The sequence below is a fragment of the Collinsella sp. TF10-11AT genome (assembly GCF_003437565.1).
GTDB lineage: Bacteria > Actinomycetota > Coriobacteriia > Coriobacteriales > Coriobacteriaceae > Collinsella.
Window position 1 is genome coordinate 14,124 of record NZ_QSQW01000007.1, and the last position, 25,993, is coordinate 40,116.

The following is a 25,993-nucleotide window of genomic DNA, read 5'->3' on the forward strand; positions in this document are numbered from 1 at the left end:
AAATGTCCCCTTCGGCGGTGGTGTTTTGCGCGCGAGCGTATTAGTTGTTTTTGCCACCATCGAGCAATGCCTCAAAATCATTCGCCGGCATGGGGCGGTAGTAGAGGAAGCCCTGAGCGTAGCGGGCGCCCATGTGGCGTAGTATGTTTGCCTGCTCATTTGTCTCGACGCCTTCGACCACGACGGGCAGATGGAGCGACTGCGCCATCTCGAGCATCGATGACACGATCTGCGCGCTGCGGCCTTGATCGCGGTCGGTGGGCACAAAGGTGCGGTCGAGCTTGATGACGTCGACGTTGACGTTCTTGAGCATCGCGAGCGTGGACTGGCCGGTGCCAAAATCGTCCATATAGGTCGAGAAGCCGCGGGTGTGCAGGTCGGCTGTCAGTTTGTCCACGGCCTCGGACTCCCCCGTATAAGCCGTCTCGGTGATCTCGATACGCATGAGCTCGGGCGGTAGGTTGTATTGGGCGGCGAGCGCCCCCATATGTTCGGCAACGTCGCAGGCAAGGATATCCACGCGCGACACATTAAGCGAGACCGGAACCACGCAAAGTCCTCGATCGATGCGCCCGCGCAGCCACGAGGCGACACCCTGCCAAATGTACTTGTCGAGCGTCACCACAAAGCCGCTTTCCTCGAGTGCGGGGATAAACGTTGCGGGCGAAATGAGAGAGCCGTCCTTGTCAATCCAGCGGGTGAGTGCTTCGGCGCCAATGATCTCGCCGGTTTCCATATCAACCTGGGGCTGCAGGTAGTAGGTGATGCGGTCGTTTGAGAGCGCATACTGGAACTCGGTGAGGGTGCGGTGAAACGCCACCTCGCGCTTGTATTCCTCGGGGCGAAAGACGGCGATGCGATCCTTAAAATCGTTTTTGGCGCGCCGATTGGTAAACATGGCCTTGGCCTGCGCGTCGATGGTGATTTCCTCGTTGGGGTCGATGGGGCAAACGCCCATGGACGGCCAGAAACCCACGCCGTCATCATGCTTGGCCACGGCCTCGCGAACGCTGTTATAGATTTGATGGACGGTGTTGTGCTCAAAGGGGATGAGAATGCAAAAGTCGTCTTGGCCCCAATACCCTGCGACGCCCATGTCGGCATTCTCGATGTCTTTGAGGACCGTGCCCACGTCGGCGAGCGTGCGGTCGCCCTCGGCCTGTCCGTGCCATTCGTTGAACAGCCGCATGTGTCCCATGTCGACGGTGGCGATGCACCAGGCACCGTCGCGTCTTGTCTGGAGAAATGCGTTGGCGCGCCGCATAAACTCGCTGGGTCGATAGAGGCCCGTGAGCGTATCGATGCGCTCGACGATGGTGCTTTTGCGCTCTGTCTCGGGTATGGGGAGGCTGTCGTTGGGAACAAGTCCGCCGGCCGTGCGAAGGCGACGGTCGAGTTCGCCTAAAACGGCGGTCGCTTGGTTGGTTAGACGCTCGTAAAAGGCCGGGACGACAAGACAGACGGGAGTAATGGTGTCGCCCGCGATTCGAACGGGAGCGAAAACGGCTTCTTTAAGGTGATGGGTCAGTTGCTCGAATGCCTCGTGATCCAAATCGTTGCTGAGCACGACGAACTGGACGCTTCGAGAACGGTAGACGCGACTCCTGCCACGGGTGATCGACAACATGCGGCCTGCGTATTCGGCAAGCATGTTGTCGACAGCCTCGGCCCCGTAGAGCTCGTTGAGCTTTGCCGTGCCACGAATGCGCACCGCTATAAGCCCTGTCTCGCAACGATCGCGGCGGCAGGCATCGATAGCGTTGATCAGCATACGCTGCGTTCCGAGGCCCGTAGCGGCGTCGACGGTCTCGGCAAGTGAGTGGTTGACGAGCTCGCCGACATAGAGCGAGGGGTCGTGTCCGTCGCCATCGATACGAAACCCGCGAGCACGGCACAGGACGTAGTCGCCGGCGGCGTTGCGCACGCGGTACTGCATGACTCGACGGTGCTTGGAGCCGTTATAGATCTGGTCGATGTCGTTGGCGTAGGCCTCGAGGTCATCGAGATGGACGCGCGTCTTCCAGAAATCGCGGCAGCTGTCTATGTGCTCCGAAGGAAGACCGAGATCGCGCAAGGCACCTTGCGACCAAAGGGTGCGGTCCTTGTCTAAGTTCTCGATAAAGAAATAACGGCCTTCGTTGAGCATCGAAAAGGCGTCGAAAATGCGGTCGCTTATCTCGAAGTCGTCGGTGTGGACTTGCGTGATATTGCGTCGATCAAGGTGCATGGCATGACGTAGCTTGTAGTCGTACATGCGATGATCGGCATCGAGCGTCATGCGATTGGAGGCTTCGCCCAGGGCGGGGTCGGCGTGTGACACTCCGTAGCTAAATGCTCATGTACGGTAAGGAAGCAAGCAACCGAAAACAAGAGATAGACCGCCAGCACTACACTATTCCGAACCAAAGACCAAAAGATAAGCATTGTGGGAAAATCTAAACTTTTGGATTTTCCTACAATGCCAACTACGGCGGAATCCCTCCCACTCCTTATATCTTTCTGTATACATTGAATTTGTATTTAGTAAAATGCAGACAACACCACGGATCGGCTTTTGGTTGGACAATTCCAACCAAACACCACAGCAGACAGCAGAAAACATTCTGAACGCTAGGAAGCCGGTATGATTGTTACATATAAGGGGAAGAAAAATTTCTTTTAGGTACTTGCTTTCCTAAAACTGATGTGATACAATGATTTAAGTCCAGAAAAGGAGTAAAAAATATGCGGCAAGGTATTCTTAAATAAAACTATAATCAAATAGTGGGAACAAAGGATTATGATAGTCCCTTTTGTATGGGCTTAGTTTTTTGTACCCAATTTAAGAATACTTTTGCCTTATCAATTTTGACATATCCCCAAAAACAGCACTCACAAACAGGTGTATGCTGCATATGTGTATGTCCGCAAATTATCATCCCCAGTGGTAAAAGTATTTTACTGCTGGGGATTTTTATGCCCTTCGGGGCAGTAAAGGGAGGACAATCACATGAAAATAATCAATATTGGAATTCTTGCCCATGTAGACGCTGGAAAGACGACCTTGACGGAGAGCCTGCTATATGCCAGCGGAGCCATTTCAGAACCGGGGAGCGTCGAAAAAGGGACAACGAGGACGGACACCATGTTTTTGGAGCGGCAGCGTGGGATTACCATTCAAGCGGCAGTCACTTCCTTCCAGTGGCACAGATGTAAAGTTAACATTGTGGATACGCCCGGCCACATGGATTTTTTGGCGGAGGTGTACCGCTCTTTGGCTGTTTTAGATGGGGCCATCTTGGTGATCTCCGCTAAAGATGGCGTGCAGGCCCAGACCCGTATTCTGTTCCATGCCCTGCGGAAAATGAACATTCCCACCGTTATCTTTATCAACAAGATCGACCAGGCTGGCGTTGATTTGCAGAGCGTGGTTCAGTCTGTTCGGGATAAGCTCTCCGCCGATATTATCATCAAGCAGACGGTGTCGCTGTCCCCGGAAATAGTCCTGGAGGAAAATACCGACATAGAAGCATGGGATGCGGTCATCGAAAATAACGATGAATTATTGGAAAAGTATATCGCAGGAGAACCAATCAGCCGGGAAAAACTTGCGCGGGAGGAACAGCAGCGGGTTCAAGACGCCTCCCTGTTCCCGGTCTATCATGGCAGCGCCAAAAATGGCCTTGGCATTCAACCGTTGATGGATGCGGTGACAGGGCTGTTCCAACCGATTGGGGAACAGGGGGCGCCGCCCTATGCGGCAGCGTTTTCAAGGTTGAGTACACCGATTGCGGCCAGCGGCGTGTCTATCTACGGTTATACAGCGGAACGCTGCGCCTGCGGGATACGGTGGCCCTGGCCGGGAGAGAAAAGCTGAAAATCACAGAGATGCGTATTCCATCCAAAGGGGAAATTGTTCGGACAGACACCGCTTATCAGGGTGAAATTGTTATCCTTCCCAGCGACAGCGTGAGGTTAAACGATGTATTAGGGGACCAAACCCGGCTCCCTCGTAAAAGGTGGCGCGAGGACCCCCTCCCCATGCTGCGGACGACGATTGCGCCGAAAACGGCAGCGCAAAGAGAACGGCTGCTGGACGCTCTTACGCAACTTGCGGATACTGACCCGCTTTTGCGTTGCGAAGTGGATTCCATCACCCATGAGATCATTGTTTCTTTTTTGGGCCGGGTGCAGTTGGAGGTTGTTTCCGCTTTGCTGTCGGAAAAATACAAGCTTGAAACAGTGGTAAAGGAACCCTCCGTCATTTATATGGAGCGGCCGCTCAAAGCAGCCAGCCACACCATCCATATCGAGGTGCCGCCCAACCCGTTTTGGGCATCCATAGGACTGTCTGTTACACCACTCTCGCTTGGCTCCGGTGTACAATACGAGAGCCGGGTTTCGCTGGGATACTTGAACCAGAGTTTTCAAAACGCTGTCAGGGATGGTATCCGTTACGGGCTGGAGCAGGGCTTGTTCGGCTGGAACGTAACGGACTGTAAGATTTGCTTTGAATACGGGCTTTATTACAGTCCGGTCAGCACGCCGGCGGACTTCCGCTCATTGGCCCCGATTGTATTGGAACAGGCATTGAAGGAATCGGGGACGCAGCTGCTGGAACCTTATCTCTCCTTCATCCTCTATGCGCCCCGGGAATACCTTTCCAGGGCTTATCATGATGCACCGAAATACTGTGCCACCATCGAAACGGCCCAGGTAAAAAAGGATGAAGTTGTCTTTACTGGCGAGATTCCCGCCCGCTGTATACAGGCATACCGTACTGATCTGGCCTTTTACACCAACGGGCGGAGCGTATGCCTTACAGAGCTGAAAGGATATCAGGCCGCTGTCGGTCAGCCGGTCATCCAGCCCCGCCGTCCAAACAGCCGCCTGGACAAGGTGCGCCATATGTTTCAGAAGGTAATGTAAAGATACATAATCGTCAAGACGGCAACAATCAGAAGTTATGGAGGGTAACAATGGAATATAGTAAGGAAGATTTAATGGAAGCAAAAAAGCAACGAGTGGGGCATCTCGGAATCGTTATTCTTGAGCAGGACCTCTCGGCAGTGTTCCAGACGTTTGGCGAGGTCGTCCTCGGTTGCAATCGTAGATAGGATGGCAAACTCGTCGCCTCCCAGACGAAATGCCGCCTCGTCTACCTTCATATACAGCTTGAGATAGAGGCTTACCTGCAAGATATAGCGGTTACCTGCGTCATGTCCAAAGATGTCGTTGCAGTGCTTAAGGTTATCGATGTCGATAAAAGCCATGGTCACGGGCAGTTCCTGTTCCCAGATTTCCTCTAAGGAACGGGCAAAGCCGCCGCGGTTGCCAAGTCCGGTGAGCTGGTCGGTAAAGGCGGTCCTGATCAGATCCTCCTGACGCTCGAGAAGGTCACGGACGGTCTTTTCGAGCGTTTCGGTGTAATTGCTGTCAGTGTCCATGCTGTAAGCGGCTTTCTGAGGTCGGGGTGGATCGCGTCGGGCGAGCTCGTTGTGTACGCGCGTTGTTACTCACGTTTTGCGTGTATCCAGGCCCCTGCCTTGCTGCGTCATTGGGTTTATTTGTCGGCCAGTGTTCTCTGCCAATACCTGCTAAGTAAAAATAACAGTATAGGATTGTATATGGGTGTCTCTGCCGCGGGTGGCTATTATTCGCCAAACGGTAGCGCAATGATGCGATGTTTGAAGAAAATGCAACTGAGACGATATATGTTGACGGGTATACTTGTCTCGGTTTAAATCGCAGAAACGGAGATGGTCGTATGGCGCAGCCAGATACGACGCGCACGGTGGGGCTTGCGCTCGAGGGAGGTGGCTACCGCGGTATGTATACGGCGGGCGTGCTCGACGTATGGATGGAGCGCGGCTTGACCTGCGACCATATGGTGGGTGTCTCGGCGGGCGCGGCGTTTGGCTACAACTTTAAATCGCGCCAGATTGGCCGCGCCATTCGCTACAACAAGGCCTATTGCGCCGACAAGCGCTATGCGAGCGTGACGAGCTGGTTGCGAACCGGCGACATGTTCAATGCCGATTTTGCCTATCACGAGGTGCCCATCGAGCGCGATCCCATCGATTTGGAGACATATCGCGCCTGCCCCATGCGGTTTACGTGTGTGTGCACCGACCTTAAGACGGGGCGAGCCGTCTACCATGACCTGCCCTATGGTGACGAGCGCGACATCGAGTGGATCCGGGCATCGTCGGCAATTCCCGTGGCAACGCGGCCCGTTGCCATTGAGGGGCATAAGTACCTGGATGGCGGCGTTGCCGATTCCATTCCCAGCGCTTGGCTGTTTGCGCAGGGCTATGACCGCAACGTGGTGGTGCTGACGCAGCCGTCAGGCTTTGTAAAGCAGCCCAATAGCGTGATGCCTATGCTGCGTCGCGTGTATCGTCACTATCCGGCGTTTGTTGCGGCGCTTGCGCATCGGCATGAGGTCTACAATGCTACGCTCGATGACCTAGCGCGCCGCGAAGCCGCTGGCGAGATCTTTGTGGTGCGGCCGAGTGAATCGGTGAAGGTGCCGTCGCTGTGCCGCGAGCCCGACGAGCTCGAGCGCATCTATCAGATCGGCCGTCGCGATGCGCAAGTGACGTTGCCCGCACTGGAAGCGTATCTGGCGGGGTAGGGCAAACCGCCGGGTGTTCAGCGGAAAGCACATCCCGAAATTTGCACTTGGAATGGGATGCAGTTTCCGCGAGAGGACCGTAGGGGAAGCTGCATCCCATAATTCGCCCCTGGAATGGGATGCAGTTTCCCAATGGAGCCGCATATGGAAAGCGCATCCCGGAATGGAGGTCCAAACTGGGATGCGCTTTCCGCTATTGAAGGTATGACGCTGCGGGGCAACTGCTCGGCATCGGTCTATGCCTGCTGCCAGGTGTCGACGAGCTCCTTGGCTGCGGCGTGGGGGTCGTCGGCGCTGCAGACGGCGCTCACCACAAAGAAGCCATCGACGCCGGTGGCCTTGAGCTGCGGCAGGTCGGCCGTCTTGACGCCGCCGCCCACCACGATGGGCACGGGGCTTGCCGCGTGGAGTGCGGCCAGGTCCTCAAAGCTTTTGGTGATGATGGAGCCATCGGCTGCGCGTCCGCAGTCGCGCTTGGTTTCGGTCTCGTGGAGCGGGCCCACGCCTAGGTAGTCGACCAGGCTCATGTCGGCGGTCTTGACGTACTCGAGCATCTCCTCGCAGCGGGCCGAAAGACCCACAATGGCATCGGGGCCCAAAAGTTTGCGGCAGACCTCGACGGGAATATCGCTCTGGCCCACGTGCACGCCGTCGACAGCGATGCCCTGCTCGCGCGCGGCGAGCACGCAGTCAAGGCGGTCGTCGATCAGTAGGGCGACCTGACCGGTCTTGCCGGCCTGTGCGATTGCCTGCGCGGCGTCGCCGGTCAGCGCAATGATTTCACGCGCGCTTGCAACCTTGGAGCGCACCTGGATGCAGGTAAAGCCGGCGTCGAGCGCCTGCGCCACCACATCGCCCACGGGGCGCCCGAGTGTGTTTTCGGGGCCGAGTACCAGATAGGCCGAGATATCAAGGTTGTCGCGGATGCTCATCGTGCTTCCTCCTGCTTTTTGATCTGTGCTTCCATGCGCTCGAGTTTGCCGGTCATGGTGTCGGTAAATCCGGGTCGAATATCGGCTTTGAGTACGACTTCGGTTCGGATGCCCTTACTCGCCAACACAAAGGTCGCATCGCGTATGACCTGCATAACCTTGTCCCAGTCGCCCTCGATCTCAGTGAACATCGAGGTGGTGCGGTTGGGAAGGCCGCTCTCGCGAATGACGCGCACGACCTCGGCGACCTCGGCGGACAGCTCGTCGCCGGTGCCGCATGGGGCGATGGCCACAGCGACCAGGGTGTTCATGCCGGCGCTGGTTGCGGACTCGGACATGGGCTTATGCCTCCTCGAGCTCGAGCTGGTTGTCGGCGATGTCCTGGGCGGTCGCGCGGTAGAGCTCATCGATAAAGGCGACCTTAAAGCTTGCCGGGGCATCGGCGACAGCGGCGGCACGCGTGCCGGCAACGTTGTAGACCGCGGTGCCGCAGATGGCTGCCGTAAACGGATCGCCGGCGCAGGCATACACGGCCAGCACGCCGCCCTGCGAGCAGCCGCAGCCGGTGATCTTGGACATGAGCGGGCTGCCGCCATGGGACTTGGCCACGGTCGTGCCGTCGGTGATCAGGTCAACCTCGCCCGAGACAACTACGGCGCCGCCAGTGTAGCGAGCGAGCGCCACGGCGGCATCGCGGGCGGCATCAACGGTGTCGGTGGTGTCGACACCGCGGGCGCGGCTGAGGTCGGCTGCCTCACCCTCAAGGTTCCATAGGGCGGCAAGCGCGATGATCTCGGAGGCGTTGCCGCGCACGATGGCGGGCTTGTACTGCTTGAGCTCGTTTACCAACTGGGTGCGCAGACTACCGATGCCCAGGCCCACCGGGTCGAGCACCCAGGGCTTGCCGGCGTCATGCGCCGCCTTGGCTGCGCGGGGAATCGTCTGCTCGTAGATGGGGAAGAGCGTGCCCATATTGAGATAGATGGCGCCGCCGCCGGCAACGAGCGCCTCGCCCTCGTCGGGCAGGTAGACCATGGCGGCCGATCCGCCCACGGCGAGCTGTGCGTTGGCGACAAAATCAATCGTCACCGTATTGGTGATGGAGCCGGCCATCGGATTGGTGGCGCGAATCTCCTCCGCGGCCTTGACTACGTTTTGCTTGAGCTGTTCCGAATTGATCACTGCACATGCCTCCTTGGCATAGAAAAGGGGCGCTGTGCATAGACAGCGCCCCTGTAAAGGCGGCATGCTCCCTACGCCAGCATTAACTGACAGGTTCAAAGGATTGGGCCCCATGCCCTCTCAGCCTTGTGGTTTGCACCGCCGGCACTCCCGCATCGAATCTGTTGCTCCCTATACTAGCGCACCTGCCAAAAAGGGACAGGTTTATTTTGGCAGGTAACAACTGGGGCTTTGCGTTTTCCCAGATAAAACCTGCCAATATAAACCTGTCTCTTTTTGGCAGGTCGGTACAATAGACGGGATTAAGAATGACCGAGGGGGCCTTATGATTAAACTTGTGCTGACCGATATGGACGATACGCTGATTCCAGCCGGGCATGACGGCGCCAGCGACTACGCCATCGAGGGCATTCATGCCATGCAGGCGGCGGGTCTGCACTTTGGCCCGGTTTCGGGTCGCCAGCCCTCCGCGATGGGCTGGATGTTCCGCAATCGCGCCGAGTGCTTCTCGACCGGCGCGTTCTGCAACGGCCAGGTCATGTTTGTGGACGGCGAGGTGGTAGCCTCGCATGCGACCGACAACGCCGCCCTTATGCGCTTGGCTGACTACTTGGAGCAAGAGACCGACGATACGTATCTGAAGGTCTACGGCCTGGGTGATGACTTTTGGGGCAACGATGCCTATTGTGTGACGAGCGACCCCGAGCGCGTGCGCCGCGCCATGGAGTCGGGCGGCAACGCATGGCTCAAGGGCGAAGAGGCCCCGTGCCGTCCTGTCGTCGATGACGCGTCGGTGTTCAAGGCGAATATCTGGAGTGCTCGTTCGCGTGAGGAGCTCGCGGAGCTACGCGAGCGCGTTGCCGCTGAGGTGCCGGAACTCTCGCTTGTGTTTCCCAACAATCGTGTGCGCCTGTTCGACATTCTTCCAGCAGGTTGGGACAAGGGTTGCGCTGCGCTGGAGCTGGCGCGCGCTTTGGACCTGACGTCCGACGAGGTGGCCGTATTTGGCGATTCCGATAACGACCTGCCCATGATCGGTGCCGTCCCCAACTCCGTTGCAGTCGCCAATGCCAACGAGGCCGTCACGGCTGCCGCACGCTGGCATATCGGCGCTGCGGCAGACGATGCGGTTGCCGGGGCTCTGCATCAGATTGCCGCCTGCGCCGCGACGGGGGAGATGCCGTCGTTTATGCGTCAGGCAGATGCGGCGGGTTCGGGTATCGCGGACGTCTAGGGAGGCCATCATGAAGCTTCAACAGCTCAGGTATGTCGTCAAAGTTGCCGAATGCGGCAGCATCACCGAGGCCTCGCGCCGGCTCTTTGTGTCGCAGCCTTCGATTACCGCGTCGATCCGCGATCTCGAAAACGAGATGGGTGTGCACATCTTTGAGCGCACCAACAAGGGTGTCATTGTGTCCGAGGAGGGCGAGACCTTCTTGGGCTACGCGCGCCAGGTGCTCGACCAGGCGGATCTGCTCGAAGGCAAGTACAAGGGCGAGTCCGAGCAGGTGCCGCACTTTAGTGTGAGCTGCCAGCATTATTCCTTTGCCGTTAACGCGTTTGTCGATGTGATCCGTGAGTTCGATGCCGCGCGCTACGACTTTACCCTGCGCGAGGAGCAGACTCACGAGATTATCGAGGACGTCGCGCATATGAAAAGCGAATTGGGCATCCTGTATCTGTCCGAGCACAACCGCGAGGTCATCGAGCGCATGCTGGCGGCCAACGAGCTCGTGTTCGAAGGGCTCTTCTGCGCCACGCCGCATATCTTCGTCTGTGCCGACCATCCGCTGGCGGACCGCTCCAGCGTGACGCTCGAGGATCTGGAAGACTACCCGTTCCTGTCCTACGAGCAGGGCAGCTACAACTCGTTTTACTATTCCGAGGAGCTGACCTCGACGTTTGAGCGTCGCAAGAATATCCGCGTGCGCGACCGTGCGACGTTGTTCAATTTGGCCATGGGCCTCAACGGCTACACGGTATGCTCGGGCGTGATCAGCCACGAGCTCAACGGCCCCGGCATTATCTCGATTCCGCTCGACGTGGACGAGTACATGGAGATTGGCATCATCACGCGCAAGAACACGACGCTTACGCGCTACGGTCGGGCCTATATCGACGCGATTCGTCAGCATATCTAGACTGCTGCGTCCTGTACAGGTCAAATCTCTTCATGGCAGTCCCAACTGATATAGGAAGCATCTATATCAAACTGTTATAAACGTATATTTTACGATGGCTATATGAGCGCTCATACTCTGTCCCAGTAAAGCAACCAATGCAAAGGGAGATATCTATGAGCACTTCAATTCAACCGAACGCGCCGTTTCGCGCTGATATCGTCGGCAGCTTTCTTCGTCCGCAGGCCGTAAAGGATGCCCGCGCTGCCTATGCGGCAGGCACGCTTGATGCCGAGGGGCTTAAGGCCGTCGAGGATGAGGCTATTCGCGACCTGGTGGACAAGCAAAAGGCCGCCGGTCTGCAGGTGATTACCGATGGCGAGTTTCGTCGCAGTTACTGGCACCTCGACTTTATGTGGGGGCTCAACGGCATTGAACGCCGCACCTCGCGTACGGGCTATATGTTCCACGACGAGGAGACCACGGCTGACACCGCCGTGGTGACCGGCCCCATCAGCGGCGAGAACCACCCCTTCGTCGAGCACTTTAAGTTTGTCAAGGCACTCGAGGGGGAGGGCCACGTTGCACGCCAGACCATTCCGGCGCCGATCCAGACGTTCTCGGAGGTTACGCTCGACCGCTGCGATGGCCAGCAGGAGAGCCTGCGCGCTGTCTATAAGACCGATGAGGAACTTGCCGACGCCATCGCGGCGGCCTACCGCACCGTGATTGCCGACCTGTATGCCGCAGGCTGCCGCAACGTTCAATTTGATGACTGCACCTGGGGCATCTATTGCGATACCGACTTTGTGGCAAAGACTGGTATGAGCCCGGTCGACCTGCAAAAGGTGTCCGAGCTGGGCGTGGCGCTCAACAACGCCGCCATCGAGGGCAAGCCCGACGACCTGGTCATCAACACGCATGTGTGCCGTGGTAATTACCACTCCACCTATGCCTTCGAGGGCGGCTATGACCCCATCGCGCCGTACCTGTTCGCACACGAGAACGTCGATGCGTTTTACCTTGAGTTCGATACTCCGCGTGCCGGTGGCTTTGAGCCGCTCAAGTACGTTGCCCCCGGCAAGAAGGTCGTGTTGGGCCTAGTGACCACCAAGGCCGCTGAGCTTGAGGACGAGGATGCCATCGTCGAGCGTATTCACGAGGCTGCAAAGTATGTTCCGCTCGAGAACCTGTATCTGTCGCCCCAGTGCGGTTTTGCTAGTTGCGAGATTGGCAACAAGTTGACCGAGGACGAGCAATGGGCAAAGATCGCGCTGGTCAAACGCATTGCCGAGCGCGTTTGGAAGTAGCAGTAACGTTCGCAGGTGACGGCGCGTGCGAGACATGGTGCATCGCGTACAATGGTTCGGATCGTATCGTTCGGGCAGGTTATCCGATATGCCCGATCGCCCTTCCATTCGAAAGGACATCCATGTCCCAGTCTTCGACGCCCGCCGTCACCGATGCCATCTACGACGCATCGTCGCTCGGCCGTCCGCGCATGTTTTTGCTCGGCCTGCAGCATCTGTTTGCCATGTTTGGCGCCACGGTGCTGGTGCCCGTGCTCACCGGCCTCTCGGTGTCGCCAACGCTTTTGTTTGCCGGCTTGGGCACGCTGCTGTTCCACTTCCTGTCGCGTGGTAAGGTGCCGGCATTTTTGGGCTCATCGTTTGCCTTTATTGCCGGTTATGCCGCGATTGCGCCCAACGGCGAGGCCGAGCTTTTGCCCTACGCCTGCCTAGGTGTAGCCTGTGCCGGCCTGCTCTATCCGGTGCTGGCGGCCCTGTTTCGCGCGTTTGGTGCCAAGCGCGTTATGCGCTTCTTTCCGCCGGTGGTGACTGGCCCCATCGTCATTTCCATCGGCCTGATCTTGGCAAGCTCTGCCATCGCCAACTGCCAGACCAATTGGCTTGTTGCCGTTGTCGCTGTGGCGGTGATCGTCATCTGCAACATCTGGGGCCGTGGCATGGTCAAGATCGTGCCGATTCTGCTGGGCGTTGTGGTGAGCTATGCCGTTGCGACTGCGCTCGGCGAGGTTGATTTCTCGGGCGTCGCAGCCGCTCCCTGGGTTGGCTTGCCCGTCGTGTGGGATAACACCGTGTTTGCGCTCTTTGGCCCGCAGTTCGATAGCGGTCTTGCCACGACGGCCATCATCACCATTATGCCGCTGGCCTTTGCGACCATGATCGAGCATATCGGTGATATCTCGGCTATCGGCTCCACTTGCGAGCGTAACTACATCGCCGATCCTGGCCTGCATCGCACGCTGCTTGGCGACGGCCTGGCGACCATTCTCGCATCGCTCTTTGGCGCTCCAGCTAACACCACCTATGGCGAGAACACCGGTGTGCTTGCCCTAACGCGTGTGTTTGACCCGCGCGTGATTCGCATTGCCGCATGTTGTGCCATTGTGCTCTCGTTCTGCCCCAAGTTCGCGGCTGTCATTGCGGCCATGCCGGCGTGTGTGATCGGCGGCGTGTCTCTCGTGCTCTATGGCATGATCAGCGCCGTGGGCGTCCGCAACCTCATCGAGAACCAGGTCGATTTCCAGAACAACCGCAACGTGCTGGTGGCCGCCCTGGTGCTGGTGCTTTCGCTCGGCATTGCGTACAGCACTGCCGGAGCTATCGTGTTGGAGCTGGGCGGCGTGACCATTTCGCTCTCGGGCCTTGCCGTGGGTTCGCTGGTGGGCATTGTGCTCAATGCCATCCTACCGGGCAACGACTTTGAGTTTGATGTCTCCGAGCTTGAGGAGGCTGCTGAGTAGCAGCTGTGTTCAGCTAAAACAAGATATGGTGCCCATGCGTATATGCGCGTGGGCACCATATTTAATGCGTCAGTATCCAGTGGATGCCGCGGGCCATGCGCAAGTCGGTCTGGGAAAAGTGATTGCCGGGGTTGAGCTCCAGCGTCGTGGGAATACCACGTTCGCCGAGCAGCTTTTCCATTGCGCGCGTATCGTCGAGTACGTGCCGCATCATGCGGTTGGGAGTCTTGGCCTCCTTTTTACCGAGCGACAGATAGACAGCCTGCGGGCTGCTGGCAAATGGCGCCGTGCTGGCGCGATCGACAAAGTCGGGAAACCATAGCGACCCCGATGCGCTCGCGGCGCGGTCAAAGGCGTCGGTTTGCCAGAGGGACCAGAGTGCGAAGAGGCCCGCGAGCGAGTAACCGGCAATGCCGCGCCAGGTGGGCGGCTGAGGAAGCGACGACTCGACCTGGGGGATTATCTGATTCAGCAGCTCATCAAGAAAATCGGCAGCTTGGCCGCCGAAAGGTTCGGCATCGCGTACGGTCCCGTCGCATGCCCAGGGGCTCAGCTCGCGATTCCAATCGAGCCCGCCAATGGTGACAAGGGCGAATGGCGGACAGTTGAGCTCTCGGCAACACTTATAAACCTCGCTGCCGTCGCCCACGACCACAGGAAGGTAGATGACAGGCGCGCTTTCCGTATGATTCGAATAAACGGTTATCTGCTTTTGATGCGCTTCCATGACGGGCTTCTCTCGGCGTTGTGATATCGACGGCCCCCATTGTCGCACGCCGGCTCATGCAGGTTGGGCTAGACCAAAGACAATCTCGTGCATACCCTGCGGACGCATATGGAAAACGCCACCGCCGGAGGGGAGCTCGGCGGTGGCGTTGTTAAACGGTGCTGGGACTCGGAGCCTTCGCGGGAGCTGCCATGTGCGCAGAGGCGTCTAAGAGCGCTTGCGGCTCGCCATGGTGCCTGCGGCGATAGCGGCTGTTCCCGCAAGGACGGTTGCCACGATGGCCGCACCCGAGGTGTCGCCGGTTGCCGCGAGCACGCCGGTAGTCTTGGCTTTCGTGATTGAAGCCGCAACGGCCTTGGTCGGCTTTGAGCCCTCAGGCTTGGGGTTCTGCTTGGACTCCGCGGGCTTGCTTTCTGCGGGCTTGGTCTCGTCGGGCTTGGGGTCTTCCGGCTTGGCTACCTCGGGAGGTGCGATGACCATGCTCTTGGCGACAGCTTCGTTATAGGGGGAGTCGATCACAGCGTCGCCCGTGCCGATGGCTTGGCCTGCCTCGTAGATGCCGTCACGGAGCTTGCGATAGTCAATGACCTTGCCGCCTTCGGGCGTCTGGATGGCGGCGTTCTCAATCTTGATGGTGCCGATTGCCTTGCCGTCAGCGCTCATGGCACGGGCAAAGATTGCCGCTGTATCTCCTTCGGCCGTTACCTTGCTGCGGATGATCGAGATGACTGCGGGTGTGACGCCCTCGCTGGTCTGGGCGATGATGCCGATGTTCTCGCCTTGGGGCTCGGGGCTCGTCTCGCCATCTTGGTTTTCGCTGTAGGGGATGGGGCCGTCGCCGTTCTCGACATAGCGGGCTATGGCCTTGACAACGGAGTCGCTGATGTAGATGTGGCCACCCTCCTCGTTGGGTCGATCGCTTCTGGTGGAGAATGCAGCCGAAACCTCGCCTTCCGCAAACGCGTCCACGGTGGAGCCGTTCTTGACGACGATATCGTCTGGGTAGGTGAAGAGGGCAATGGCGCTACCGTATCTGCCTTTACTTGCGCGGACTGTCACGTTTGCATGATCGAGGGTGATGCCCTTGTGGGCATAGACGCCATATTCAACACCGTTTACGTTGAGGGAGGCGTTTGTGGCTGCGAGGCTGCCCTTGGCCTCGACGGCAGCGTCTTTCTCGGAGCTTGCCTTGACCTGGCTGCCGTCCGAGATGTTGATATTGCCGCCGCTCCAAAGGGCCTCACCATCAGCTGAGCTTGCCTCGACCGTCCCGCCACCCTTGATGGTGAGGTTCTTGTCGGTTCCAATACCCTTGTCCTCGGTAGTCCTGGCGGTGACGGCTCCGCTGTCGTCAATCGTGATATTACCGTTTGCCCTGATGCCATCCGATGCACCCGTGGCGTTGACGTTGCCCGAACCTTTGATAGCGAGATCACCCCCGGCATTTATGGCGTCAAACCCAGTGCTCGTGGCGTTGACGGATCCGGCTCCGTCGATGTTGATATTACCCGTGGAGAGGATAGCGTCCTCAGTAGATGTCACGCTGAGCGTGCTGCCCGCGTCGCCTTGGATATTGAGCTCGGCGTTCTCGTTAGTGCCATGAGAAACGTTGATGCCTTCGATCCATTCGGCAGTGACGATGTTGGTCCCCGAGTAATTCACGTTGAGCTTGCCTGCGGCCTGGATCTCGCCGCCGTTATAGTTGTTGAGCTTCAAGTCGTCGGCGCCGTCCCACGACCAGGTACCGGCCTCGTCGCTCGCCGCGGTGTTGTACTTGTTGCCGCCGACCTTGACCCATTCCGCTGCGAGCGAGACGCTCGGCATGAGCAGCGAGCTCACCGTGAGCGCGCACACGGCGCCCGTGACGATGCGGCGCGTCACGCGGCGCCAGCTGCCGTGCGCGAGTCCTATGCGACGGCGAACGTCGGGTTCGGCAACATGGGTTCCGGCGGTAGTGTCATTGCGCTTGGGGGTCGTGAACAAGGCTGCCATGGTTGCTCCCGTTCTCATAGGGCCTATACGGCTAGATTCAGCGTATCTGCTGGATGTTGCCGGCGGTAGTGCCGTTTGGAGGGCAAAATGTCCAAAATCCGGAAGAGGAATAAGCTGCGCACCTACGCGTTGTCGGGCATTAATCACAAAGCGCGGAGCCGCTTGTTGCGACTCCGCTCGCGTGTGCGCCATACGAGTGCAAACAGGAAACGCCACCGCCGGAGGGGAGCTTGGCGGTGGCGTTGCTAAACGGCGTGCGGACTAGGCGTATTCGGGGGTGCCGCCCCGTGCGTTAAAGATCGAGGCGTCTATGCACGCTTGCGGCTCACCACGGTGCCCGCGGCGATGGCGGCTGTTCCCGCAAGGGCGGCTGCCACGATGGCTGCGCTCGAGGCGTCGCCGGTTGCCGCGAGTTTGCCGGCGGTCTTGGCTCCCGTGGCTGCAACTGCAACGGTCTTGGTCGTCTTCGTGCCCTCGGACTTGGAACCCTCGGGCTTGGTCTCGCCTGGCTTCTCCTCGGGTTTGATCTCCTCGGGAGGCGCGATGACCGTGCTCTTGGCGACAGCGGCGTCATAGGGAGAGTGGATCGTGGCGTCGCCCGTGCCGATGGTTTGACCCGCTTCGTAGATGTCGCCGTTGCTGAGCTCTTCTTTGTTGCGATAGTCAATGACCTTGCCGCCTTCAGGCGTCAGGATGGTGGAGCCTTCGATTTCGATGGTGCCGATTGCCTTGCCGTCCGCGCTCATGGCAAGGGCGAAGATCGCCGCCGTGTCTCCTTCGGCAGTGACCTTGCTGCGGACGATCGAAATAGTCGCGGGCGTGATGCCCTCGCTGGTCTGGGCGAAGATACCGATGTTCAGACCCCTAGGCTCAGGGATGACCACGCTGCTTTGGTCGTTGCTGTAGTGGTCAGGGCTGTCGCTACCGGACTCGACATAGCGGGCTATAGCCTTGACAACGGAGTCGCTAATGTAGATGTGACCACCCGCTTCGTTGGGGTTGTAGTTTCTGGTGGAGATTGCGGTCGAGAATTGGTCTTCTGCGAACGCATCCACAGTCGAGCCGTTCTTGATGACGATGTCGTCCTCGTCGGTGAAGAGGGCGCTGGCTTCACCGCTCCCTGCACTTGCACGGACCGTCACGGTTGCGCCATCGATCGTGATGCCCTTGTAGGTATAGATGCCGTATCCAACACCATGTGCGTTAAGGGATGCGTTCGAGACCGTGAGGCTGCCTATGGCCTTAACGGCATAGTCTTCCTTAGAGTTTGCCTTGACCTGGCTACCGCCCGAGATATCGATGTTGCCACCAGACCAAATCGCCACGTCTTCGATAGAGCTGGCCTCTACCTTGCCGCCGCCCTTGATGGTGAGGGTCTCGCCAGTTTGGATACCCTCATCCCTGGTGGCCTTGGCGGTGACGTTTCCGCTGTTGTCGATCGTGATATTGCCACTCGCCCTGATGGCATCCGATTTGCCTGTGGCGTTGACGGTGCCCGAACCCTTGATGGTGATGTCTCCCTCGGCGTCAATGGCGTCAGACTTGGTGCTCGTGGCGTTGACGGTGCCGGCTCCGTCGATGTTGATGTCTCCGTCGGAGGTGATGGTGTCCCTAGACGACGTCACGCTGAGCGTGTCGGATGCACCGCCCTGGATGTTAAGCTCGGCGCTCTCAGCATTGCCATCCTCAACCGAGATGCCGTGGCCGTCGCCGTTGGTGACGGTGTTGTTTCCCGAGTAATTGACGTTGAGCTTGCCTGCGGCCTCGATTGCACCGCCGTTATAGTTGTTGAGCTTCATGTCGTCGGCACCGTCCCATGACCAGGTGCCGGCGGCGTCGCCCGCCTCAGTGCCGTAATTGTACTGGGTGCCGCCGACGTTGACCCACTCCGCCGCGAGCGAGATGCTCGGCATGAGCAGAGAGCTCACCGTAAGCGCGCATACGGCGCCTACAACGATGCGGCGCGTCACGCGGCGCCAGCTGCCGTGTGCGAGCAGCGTGCGACGGCGCACGTCGGGCTCGACAAAATGGGCTCCAGAGGTTTTGTCATTGCGCTTGGGGGTCGTGAACAAGGCGGCCATGGTTACTCCCATCCTCATAGGGCCTATGCGATTACGCCCAGCATATCTACAGAATGTGGCCGGCGGTAGTGCCGTTTGGAGGGCAAAATGTCCAAAACTTGGGAAGCAATATATCGCGCGTCCGTGCGTTGCCTGGGCTTAAAAGAAAAGCGCGGAGCCGCTCGATGCGACTCCGCGCTTTGGTGTTCTGCTTTGGCAGCTTTGCCGTTACGCTACGAAGAAGTAGACGAGGAAGGCAAGGGCCGCGACCCACATGAGCGGCTTGATCTTGGAAGCCTCTCCCTTAAAGAGCGCGACGACCACGTAGGCGATAAAGCCCAGGCCGATGCCGGCGGAGATGGAGTAGGTGAAGGGTACGCCGGCGACGATCATGAACGCCGGGAAGCCCTGCGACACGTCGGACCAGTCGATTCCGGAGGCCTCGCTCATCATGAGGTAACCGACGTAGACCAGGGCACCGCAAGTGGCGGCGCTGGAAACGATGGAGACGATGGGGGAGAAGAACGCGGCGAGGATGAACAGCACGCCGGTGGTGACGGAGGTGAGGCCTGTGCGGCCACCGTCGGCAGCGCCGGAAGTGGACTCGACGAAGGTGGTGATGGAGGAGGCGCCCATAAAGCCACCGGCAGCAGCGGCCACGGAGTCAACGACCAAGATGGGGCGGATGTCCTCGACATTGCCGTCCTCGGTCAAGAACTCGCCCTGCTTGGCGACGGCCATCGCAGTACCCATGGTGTCGAAGAAGTCGCTCATGAGCAGTGAGAAGGCAACGACGAGCAGCATCGGGTCGGTCAGGACCTTCACAATGGCCATGTTGCCGTCGGCGGTGCTGGCAAACGGGGCGCCAAAGGTCGAGAAATCGAGCGGGGCGATGAGGCCCTCGGGGGCATGGGTGACACCCAGCGGGATACCGGCGATAACGGCGACGATGATGCCGATGAGCAGCGAGCCCGGCACGTTGCGGGAGGCCAGGGCGACCGTCACGACGATGGAGATGATACCGACGATAAAGGTGGGGGAGGTGACGTCGCCCAGGCCGACGAGCGTACCGGCGCCAGCGGTGATGATGCCGGCGTCGCACAGGCCGATCATGGCGATAAACAGGCCCAGACCCACCGAGATGGCGTGGCGCAGGACCACGGGGATGGCGTCCATGATGGCCTCGCGCAGGCCGCAAAGGACGAGCAGCAAGATGACGATACCCTCGAGGAAGATAACGCTCATGGCGACGTGCCAGTCACCGCCGCACATGGTGGTGGTGATGCCCGCGATCATGGCGTTGATGCCCAGGCCTGAAGCGCAGGCGAGCGGGCGGTTTGCGAAGATGCCCATGCAGATGGTCATGATGCCGGCGCCCAGGCAGGTGGCGCAGGCGAGCGCTCCCGCATCAATGCCAGCGCCCGAGAGCACTGCGGGGTTGACGGCGATGATGTAGGCCATCGCCAGGAATGTTGTCAGTCCAGCGCGAAGTTCGGTCCCGATTGTGGACTTGCGCTCACTGACGTGAAAAAGTTCGTCCATGCATACCCTTTCCTTGTTCGGCCCCGAGTTTAGGCCGATTGACACGAACTCATTTACTATATCGCCTTTACAACCTTGCTGTTCCTCGCATGTTGATGTTCGGCGCTTTGTAACAGACGGACGGTATTTATCGCATGAAAATGTGTGGGTACCGTATACTTAAGCGGTTACAACGACCCCTATGGAGGAACGTATGATTAAAGAGCTTTGCCACGACGAGGCTATCCTGTCCCAGCGTTGCGAGGTTGCGACCGTCGAGGACGAGTCGGTTGCTCAGGACCTGATCGATACCATCAAGTCGCTCGATGATGCCGGCTGCTTGGCCGCCAACCAGATCGGCGTTACCAAGAAGGTCTGCGTCTACCTGGACGACGCCGGCGAGCCCCACGTGCTCTACAACCCCCGTCTGGTGTTTGGCCTGGGCGCCAGCAAGATGGAGGAGAGCTGCCTGACGCACGAGGAGGTCACCAAGTCCACGCGCTATATCAAGTGCAAGGTTGCCTTTGACCAGATCGTCGATGGCAAGATGCGCGAGCGCAAGCAGGACTTTGTGGGCTTCGAGGCGCAGATGGTCCAGCATATGATCGACCACTGTCTTGGAAAGTTGGTCTAAGGGGACCAAAGCACCGCACTTCGTCTCTTTTGGTCCGGGCGTGACATTGTTGTCATGTCCGGGCTTTTGTGTTTAGCGCCTTTTTGTTTGGTGACAATAACCTTAGCAGGACCGTAAAGCTAGGAGGCGCTATGTGCACGAGCATTCGATTTACCGATAATTCTGGCCACATGTATCTGGGCCGCAACCTCGACTGGAGCTTTGACTACGGCCAACAGGTTCGCGTGATGCCGCGCGGGTTCCACATTCCGTATTCGTTTATCGACGATGCGTCGGCGGCACACGCGGTAATCGGCATGTGCATCGATTACAAGAACTATCCCATGTTTTTCGACTGTGGTAACGATGCGGGTCTGGCTGTGGCGGGGCTCAACTTTCCCGGCTATGCCGAGTATGCCGAGGGCCCTGTCGACGGCAAGAACAATATCGCGGCCTATGAGTTTCCCCTGTGGGTGGCAGCGACGTTCTCGACGGTCGATGAGGTCGAGGCCGCGCTGCGCGACACGGTGATTGTCGCCAAATCTGCCGGAGAGGGGCTGGGCGTGTCGCTGCTCCATTGGATTATCGGCGACAGCCAGCGCAGCATCGTGGTCGAGATGATGGCTGACGGCCTGCATGTATACGACGATCCGGTCGACACCCTTGCCAACCAGCCGACCTTCCCGTGGCACATGGAAAACCTGCGCACCTATATCACCGCCACAAGCGATTTTCCGCAGACGGCGACATGGCGTGGCGCCGAGCTTAAGCCCTATGGAGCCGGTGCCGGCATGCGCGGCATTCCGGGCGATTGCTATTCGCCGAGCCGTTTTGTAAAGGCGGCGTACCTCAATGCCAATTACCCGCAAAAGGAGAGCGAGACCGAAAACGTCGTTCGCATGTTCCGCTCGCTCGAGGGCGTGGTGATGATTGAGGGGGCGTCCAGGATGGGCGATGGCAAGTTCGAGAAGACTATCTATACCGGATGCTTTAGCGCGCGCACGGGCAATTATTACTACGCGATGTATGGGGATCCGTCGATTCGTTACGTGAGCCTGATGGATGCCGAGGGCGCGAGCCCCGATAGGCTCGTGGTTCCCGAGCCGCGTCGTTCGTAGCCCATAGCTTTACTGCAATGCAAAATGGCCCTGCATCTCCCGTGAGGTGCAGGGCCACTGCGACCTGGGCTTTATCCCGCATGCGCCCCGAGAAAATGTCCCTTAAGCGCGCGCTGCCTGGGCGATACCAGCCTTGGTGCTTGCGCGTTTGCCGGCGAGTTCGCAAAAGACCGCGCCGCCGATGATGAGCGCGGCGCCCATCAGGCGGACCGGCGTTATGCCTTCGCTCAAAAGGATGGCGGAGAACACAACGGCCGAAAGCGGCTCGAGGTAGCCGACAACCGCGACGGTCTGCACGGGCAGCCTGGCGACGGCGCTAAAGTAAAGCAGGCAGCCGACGCCGGTGTTGACGACGCCGAGCATAGCGACGGCACGCCAATCGATGCTTGCGGCGATACCGGGGGAAAAGAACGAGGGGGCGCCTTGGGTGACGAGCGTGAGGACCAGCGCGGTCACAAAGGCGGCGCTCACCTGGAGTGCAGAGTTCTCGAGGCCTTCGATGTGTGGCGCGCCTTTGCTGGCGATGACCATCAACGCGTAGCAGAAGGCCGAGGCAATGCCACAGACGATGCCCGCAATGGGCATGTTGCCGCCGAGATCCTGCGCTGCAACGAGAAAAGCGCCGCAGGCGACGGCGATAAAGCCGGCGATTTTGCCCCCGGTCAGTTTTTCGCCAAAGATAAACGGCGAGAGGGCCATGACGATGATGGGGCCGCAGTAGTACAGCAGCGAGGATACGCCGACGCCGATCGTCTGATAGGCGCGGAACAGAAAAATCCAGCTGGCGCCCAACGCAGCTCCCGAGAGGATCAAGGCCACAGCTTCGCGAGGGCGGGATGGCGCCTGCAGTTTATGGCGTTGGGTGATGGCGAGGATGGTGACAAGCGAGAAGGCTCCCAGAAAGGTGCGCAGCAGCACGATATCGGAGCTCGGCAGCGCGATGGCCGCGGCAATGATGCCGTTGGAGCCAAACAACAACAATGCTGCTAAATACGTAATCAGTCCGTTGTTCATGCGCAGCCGCCCCTTTCATATCCCTGCATGTTCACTATGGGTGAGGTTGCCTTAGAAGAAAAGCGAATATAATGCATGGATAACATGACAAAACATCATGCAAAGGCGGAGGCGTGTCGTGGAAACGAATATTCAAAAGATGCAGGTGCTGCTCGAGACAGTGCGCGCCGGAAGCTTTACGCGCGCCGCCGAGCGCCTGAGCTATTCGCAATCGGGCGTGAGCCGCATGGTGGCCGACCTCGAGGCCGACTGGGGCTTTAAGGTGCTCGACCGCAGCCGCGAGGGCGTGACGCTTTCTGCCGACGGGCGGCAGGTCATGCCGGCTGTCGAGGCGCTCTGCGAGGAATTCATTCGCTTGCAGCGGCGTGTGGATGAGATGCGTGGGCTCATGCGTGGCAAAATCTGCATCGGTACGTTTTCGAGCGTGGCGACCCACGTACTGCCGCCGGTGATTGCGCGTTTTCGCGCCGATTATCCAGACGTCGATTACGAGTTGCTGATGGGCGACTATTCAGAGATTGAACAATGGGTGGCGCAGGGCCGCTGCGATCTGGGCTTTATCCCGCATGAGCCCCGAGAAAATGGCATGACATCGCGATCTTTGGTGCGCGACGAGTTGATGGCGGTGGTGCCGACAGACTCTCTGCTTGCTAGTGAGGGGGCCGTTTCACTTGCCGATTTGGCCAACGAGCAGTTTATTCTGCTGGAACGCGGCACCGATGACGAGATTACGCCGCTGTTCCGTCGGGCGGGGCTGACGGTGCGCTCAAAACTGTCGACCTGGGATGACTATGCGATTATGGCCATGATCGAGGACGGCTTGGGCGTGAGCATCCTTCCGGAGCTCATCTTGCGGCGCTGCCAGTTCAATGTCGCCATTCGTCCGCTCGAGGGACGTCCCCATCGGCAGATTAACGCCATATATCGAACGGCCGACGTTTCGCTTGCTGCTGCTCGATTCCTTGAATACCTCTAAACGCGTGCACGTTATTGTCCGCTTTGGGCAAATCTCGGAGTTCGGTACGTTTTCTTATGAAATTGAACTTTCGAATTAGGTACGGCGCTATACTGCTTGCTAAATTGAACCTTGGTTCAATTCGTGTCCTATAAATTGAACTTTGCCAGCAAGGAGGTTCCTGTGGCCCAAGAGACGTTTAGCGATCGCCTGCGACAGACTATGTCCGATCGCGACGTTCGCCAGTCGGACGTGATCCGCGCATCGGAGATGCTCGGCAAAAAACTCGGCAAGAGTCAGATGAGCCAATATGTGAGCGGCAAGACGATCCCGCGGCGTGATGTGGCAGAGCTGCTCGCCCGTATTTTGGAGGTCGATGTTACCTGGCTGCTCGCCGGTGACGCCGATCGAGGCGAGACGTCCTCGTCCCATAACGTTGCCAAATCCGAACCTAGTCCTTCAGCTCAAATTCCAAGGAGCACCACCATGCGTACTTTTTCTAAATCCACCAAGCTCGATAACGTCCTGTATGACGTGCGCGGTCCCGTCGTCGACGAGGCTGCCCGTATGGAGGACGAGGGCGAGCGCATCCTCAAGCTCAATATCGGTAATCCGGCGCCCTTTGGTTTCCGCACGCCCGATGAGGTCATTAAGGACATGCGCCAGCAGCTGCCCGACTGCGAAGGCTATTCCAACTCGCGCGGCCTGTTCTCCGCGCGCAAGGCGATCATGCAGTACTCGCAGATCAAGGGCCTGCCCAATGTTCAGATGGAGCACATCTACACGGGCAACGGCGTGTCCGAGCTCATCCAGCTTTCGATGAACGCGCTGCTCGATAACGGTGACGAGATTCTGATTCCCAGCCCCGATTATCCGCTGTGGACGGCGTGCGCAACCCTTGCCGGTGGACATCCCGTGCACTATCTGTGCGACGAGCAGGCCGATTGGTATCCCGACCTGGCCGATATGGAGTCCAAGATCACGAGCGCGACCAAAGCCCTCGTCATCATCAACCCCAACAACCCCACGGGTTCCGTCTATCCGCGCGAGGTGCTCGAGGGTATCGTCGAGGTTGCACGCAGGCATCAGCTGATGATCTTTGCTGATGAGATCTACGACCGCCTGTGCATGGACGGCTACGAGCACGTCTCCATTGCATCACTCGCCCCCGACCTGCCCTGCGTCACCTTTAGCGGCCTTTCCAAGTCGCATATGATCGCGGGCTATCGTATTGGCTGGATGGTGCTTTCGGGCAACCAGCGCTGCATGAGCGACTTTATTATGGGCATCAACATGCTCTCGAACATGCGCCTGTGCTCCAACGTGCCGGCTCAGTCAATCGTCCAGACGGCGCTCGGCGGACACCAGTCGGTCAACGACTACATCCGTCCTGGCGGTCGTGTGTATGAGCAGCGCAACTTTGTGTACGAGGCGCTCAGCAAGATCGATGGCATCTCGGTGGTCAAGCCCCGCGCGGCGTTCTATATCTTCCCCAAGATGGATGTCAAGAAATTCAACATCACAGATGACGAGCAGTTCGCCCTCGACCTGCTGCACGAGAAGAAGATCCTGATCACCCGCGGCGGCGGCTTTAACTGGGCCGAGCCCGACCACTTCCGCATCGTGTACCTGCCGCGTATGGAAGTGCTCAAAGAGTCGCTCGAGGACCTCGCCGACTTCTTCGATCATTACCGTCAAGCGTAGGGGATTGGATATCTTCCGCTGCGAGGGTTGAGACGTCGCAGGATAGGCATACGACAGCGAGCGAGCCGCATTTGCGCCAAGGTGACGTGAAGCGAAAGGGCGCTGACCTTTTGGTCGCGCCCTTGAAGCTGAACGTCAGATTGGCGTGAATGCGGCTCGCGCAGCGTCAAGTGGTCCGCCGTTCGGTAGAACGGCGGAACTATATAACAATTCCGCAACAGTGGTCGATTTCGTGTTGGATGATCTCGGCGGTGTAGCCCGAGAAGTTTTTGATGCGGTGGACGAAGTTCTCGTCCAAATACTCCACCTTAATGCGACGGTAGCGGGTACAGGGGCGCTCGCCGATCAACGAGAGGCATCCTTCGCTCGTCTGATAGGCATTGACCTGCTCAAGAATTTGAGGGTTGTACATCAGCAGCGTCCTGTTGCCGTCCTTTACGCAGATGATGCGCTTGCGCACGCCGATCATGTTGGCGGCGAGCCCCACGCACTCGTGCTCATGCTCAAGGAGCGTATCCAGGAGGTCCTGCCCGGTCGCGGCATCGTCGGGTCCCGCGTCTTCGGAAGGCAGACGCAAAAAGAACTCGGATTTCATGATGGGCTTAATCATGGCGGGCTCCTCATGTCTCATGCTTTCGTGGACTTTCAATAATAGCGCGGAAGGAAAGCAGC

At 58.7% G+C, this 25,993-nt stretch carries 20 protein-coding genes, 1 pseudogene and 1 riboswitch; of the genes and pseudogenes, 10 read left to right on the forward strand and 11 right to left on the reverse strand.

The window, feature by feature from the left end:
• Positions 1–40: 40 nt before the first annotated feature.
• Positions 41–2,320: an EAL domain-containing protein gene (locus DXC99_RS06050; RefSeq protein ID WP_117629609.1), complete on the reverse strand. Its 2,280-nt coding sequence runs from the start codon at positions 2,318–2,320 to the stop codon at positions 41–43.
• A 669-nt stretch (positions 2,321–2,989) separates the two neighbouring features.
• On the opposite strand from DXC99_RS06050, the pseudogene tet(W) reads away from it, so the two are divergent.
• Positions 2,990–4,908: pseudogene (gene tet(W), locus DXC99_RS06060) on the forward strand (tetracycline resistance ribosomal protection protein Tet(W)).
• Positions 4,909–4,979: 71 nt separating this feature from the next.
• On the opposite strand, the gene DXC99_RS06065 reads toward tet(W), so the two are convergent.
• A complete protein-coding gene (locus tag DXC99_RS06065) occupies positions 4,980–5,426 on the reverse strand; it encodes a GGDEF domain-containing protein (protein WP_117629610.1) in 447 nt (148 codons plus the stop codon).
• 320 nt (positions 5,427–5,746) lie between these two features.
• On the opposite strand from DXC99_RS06065, the gene DXC99_RS06070 reads away from it, so the two are divergent.
• Complete coding sequence (locus DXC99_RS06070) at positions 5,747–6,616, forward strand: patatin family protein (RefSeq protein ID WP_117629611.1); 870 nt, start codon at positions 5,747–5,749, stop codon at positions 6,614–6,616.
• Between the two features lie 236 nt (positions 6,617–6,852).
• Here the strand turns inward: DXC99_RS06070 and DXC99_RS06075 are convergent, their stop codons facing one another.
• Genes DXC99_RS06075 through thiM form a run of 3 tightly spaced genes read right to left on the reverse strand, consistent with a single transcriptional unit; the run spans position 6,853 to position 8,730 of the window.
• Positions 6,853–7,548, reverse strand: coding sequence for a thiamine phosphate synthase (locus DXC99_RS06075; protein WP_117629612.1), 696 nt, complete (start codon positions 7,546–7,548; stop codon positions 6,853–6,855).
• A complete protein-coding gene (locus tag DXC99_RS06080; RefSeq protein WP_233505682.1) occupies positions 7,545–7,886 on the reverse strand; it encodes a thiamine-binding protein in 342 nt (113 codons plus the stop codon). Before DXC99_RS06080 ends, DXC99_RS06075 begins: the two co-directional genes overlap by 4 nt.
• Positions 7,887–7,890: 4 nt before the next feature.
• Positions 7,891–8,730, reverse strand: a complete 840-nt coding sequence (gene thiM / locus DXC99_RS06085) for a hydroxyethylthiazole kinase (protein WP_117629613.1) — start codon at positions 8,728–8,730, stop codon at positions 7,891–7,893.
• 51 nt (positions 8,731–8,781) lie between these two features.
• A riboswitch (TPP riboswitch) is annotated at positions 8,782–8,892 on the reverse strand.
• A gap of 163 nt (positions 8,893–9,055) precedes the next feature.
• Between thiM and DXC99_RS06090 the strand changes: the two genes are divergently transcribed.
• The 4 genes from DXC99_RS06090 to DXC99_RS06105 all read left to right on the forward strand — a co-directional run bounded on the left by DXC99_RS06090 (position 9,056) and on the right by DXC99_RS06105 (position 13,617).
• The gene (locus DXC99_RS06090) at positions 9,056–9,964 is read left to right on the forward strand and encodes an HAD-IIB family hydrolase (RefSeq protein ID WP_117629614.1); all 909 of its coding nucleotides are present in this window, start codon (positions 9,056–9,058) and stop codon (positions 9,962–9,964) included.
• 10 nt (positions 9,965–9,974) lie between these two features.
• Positions 9,975–10,871 carry a LysR family transcriptional regulator gene (locus tag DXC99_RS06095; RefSeq protein WP_117629615.1) on the forward strand — a complete coding sequence of 299 codons (897 nt, stop codon included), beginning with the start codon at positions 9,975–9,977 and terminating at the stop codon, positions 10,869–10,871.
• A 155-nt stretch (positions 10,872–11,026) separates the two neighbouring features.
• Positions 11,027–12,160, forward strand: coding sequence for a 5-methyltetrahydropteroyltriglutamate--homocysteine S-methyltransferase (locus tag DXC99_RS06100; RefSeq protein ID WP_233505683.1), 1,134 nt, complete (start codon positions 11,027–11,029; stop codon positions 12,158–12,160).
• 122 nt (positions 12,161–12,282) lie between these two features.
• Positions 12,283–13,617: a uracil-xanthine permease family protein gene (locus DXC99_RS06105; protein WP_117629617.1), complete on the forward strand. Its 1,335-nt coding sequence runs from the start codon at positions 12,283–12,285 to the stop codon at positions 13,615–13,617.
• Between the two features lie 61 nt (positions 13,618–13,678).
• On the opposite strand, the gene DXC99_RS06110 is transcribed toward DXC99_RS06105, so the two are convergent.
• From DXC99_RS06110 to DXC99_RS06125, 4 genes are all read right to left on the reverse strand, one after another.
• A complete protein-coding gene (locus DXC99_RS06110) occupies positions 13,679–14,344 on the reverse strand; it encodes an alpha/beta hydrolase (RefSeq protein ID WP_117629618.1) in 666 nt (221 codons plus the stop codon).
• A 207-nt stretch (positions 14,345–14,551) separates the two neighbouring features.
• Positions 14,552–16,336 carry a carbohydrate-binding domain-containing protein gene (locus DXC99_RS06115; protein WP_158551665.1) on the reverse strand — a complete coding sequence of 595 codons (1,785 nt, stop codon included), beginning with the start codon at positions 16,334–16,336 and terminating at the stop codon, positions 14,552–14,554.
• A gap of 308 nt (positions 16,337–16,644) precedes the next feature.
• Entirely contained in the window at positions 16,645–18,417 is a 1,773-nt protein-coding gene (locus tag DXC99_RS06120; protein WP_158551666.1) for a carbohydrate-binding domain-containing protein, read from the reverse strand.
• Between the two features lie 207 nt (positions 18,418–18,624).
• Complete coding sequence (locus DXC99_RS06125) at positions 18,625–19,938, reverse strand: NCS2 family permease (protein WP_117629621.1); 1,314 nt, start codon at positions 19,936–19,938, stop codon at positions 18,625–18,627.
• A gap of 193 nt (positions 19,939–20,131) precedes the next feature.
• Between DXC99_RS06125 and DXC99_RS06130 the strand changes: the two genes are divergently transcribed.
• Both DXC99_RS06130 and bsh read left to right on the forward strand, forming a co-directional pair.
• Positions 20,132–20,551 (forward strand): peptide deformylase, encoded by a 420-nt coding sequence (locus DXC99_RS06130; protein ID WP_117563534.1) that lies wholly within the window; start codon positions 20,132–20,134, stop codon positions 20,549–20,551.
• Positions 20,552–20,682: 131 nt separating this feature from the next.
• Positions 20,683–21,648 carry a choloylglycine hydrolase gene (gene bsh, locus DXC99_RS06135; RefSeq protein ID WP_117629622.1) on the forward strand — a complete coding sequence of 322 codons (966 nt, stop codon included), beginning with the start codon at positions 20,683–20,685 and terminating at the stop codon, positions 21,646–21,648.
• A 102-nt stretch (positions 21,649–21,750) separates the two neighbouring features.
• Here the strand turns inward: bsh and DXC99_RS06140 are convergent, their stop codons facing one another.
• A complete protein-coding gene (locus DXC99_RS06140; protein WP_117629623.1) occupies positions 21,751–22,662 on the reverse strand; it encodes a DMT family transporter in 912 nt (303 codons plus the stop codon).
• A 118-nt stretch (positions 22,663–22,780) separates the two neighbouring features.
• Here DXC99_RS06140 and DXC99_RS06145 point away from each other — a divergent pair, with 118 nt between their 5' ends.
• Both DXC99_RS06145 and DXC99_RS06150 read left to right on the forward strand, forming a co-directional pair.
• Positions 22,781–23,638: a LysR family transcriptional regulator gene (locus DXC99_RS06145; protein WP_233505684.1), complete on the forward strand. Its 858-nt coding sequence runs from the start codon at positions 22,781–22,783 to the stop codon at positions 23,636–23,638.
• Between the two features lie 201 nt (positions 23,639–23,839).
• Positions 23,840–25,321, forward strand: coding sequence for an aminotransferase class I/II-fold pyridoxal phosphate-dependent enzyme (locus DXC99_RS06150; protein ID WP_117629664.1), 1,482 nt, complete (start codon positions 23,840–23,842; stop codon positions 25,319–25,321).
• Positions 25,322–25,520: 199 nt separating this feature from the next.
• On the opposite strand, the gene DXC99_RS06155 is transcribed toward DXC99_RS06150, so the two are convergent.
• Positions 25,521–25,931, reverse strand: coding sequence for a peptide deformylase (locus tag DXC99_RS06155; RefSeq protein ID WP_117629625.1), 411 nt, complete (start codon positions 25,929–25,931; stop codon positions 25,521–25,523).
• Positions 25,932–25,993 lie beyond the last annotated feature (62 nt).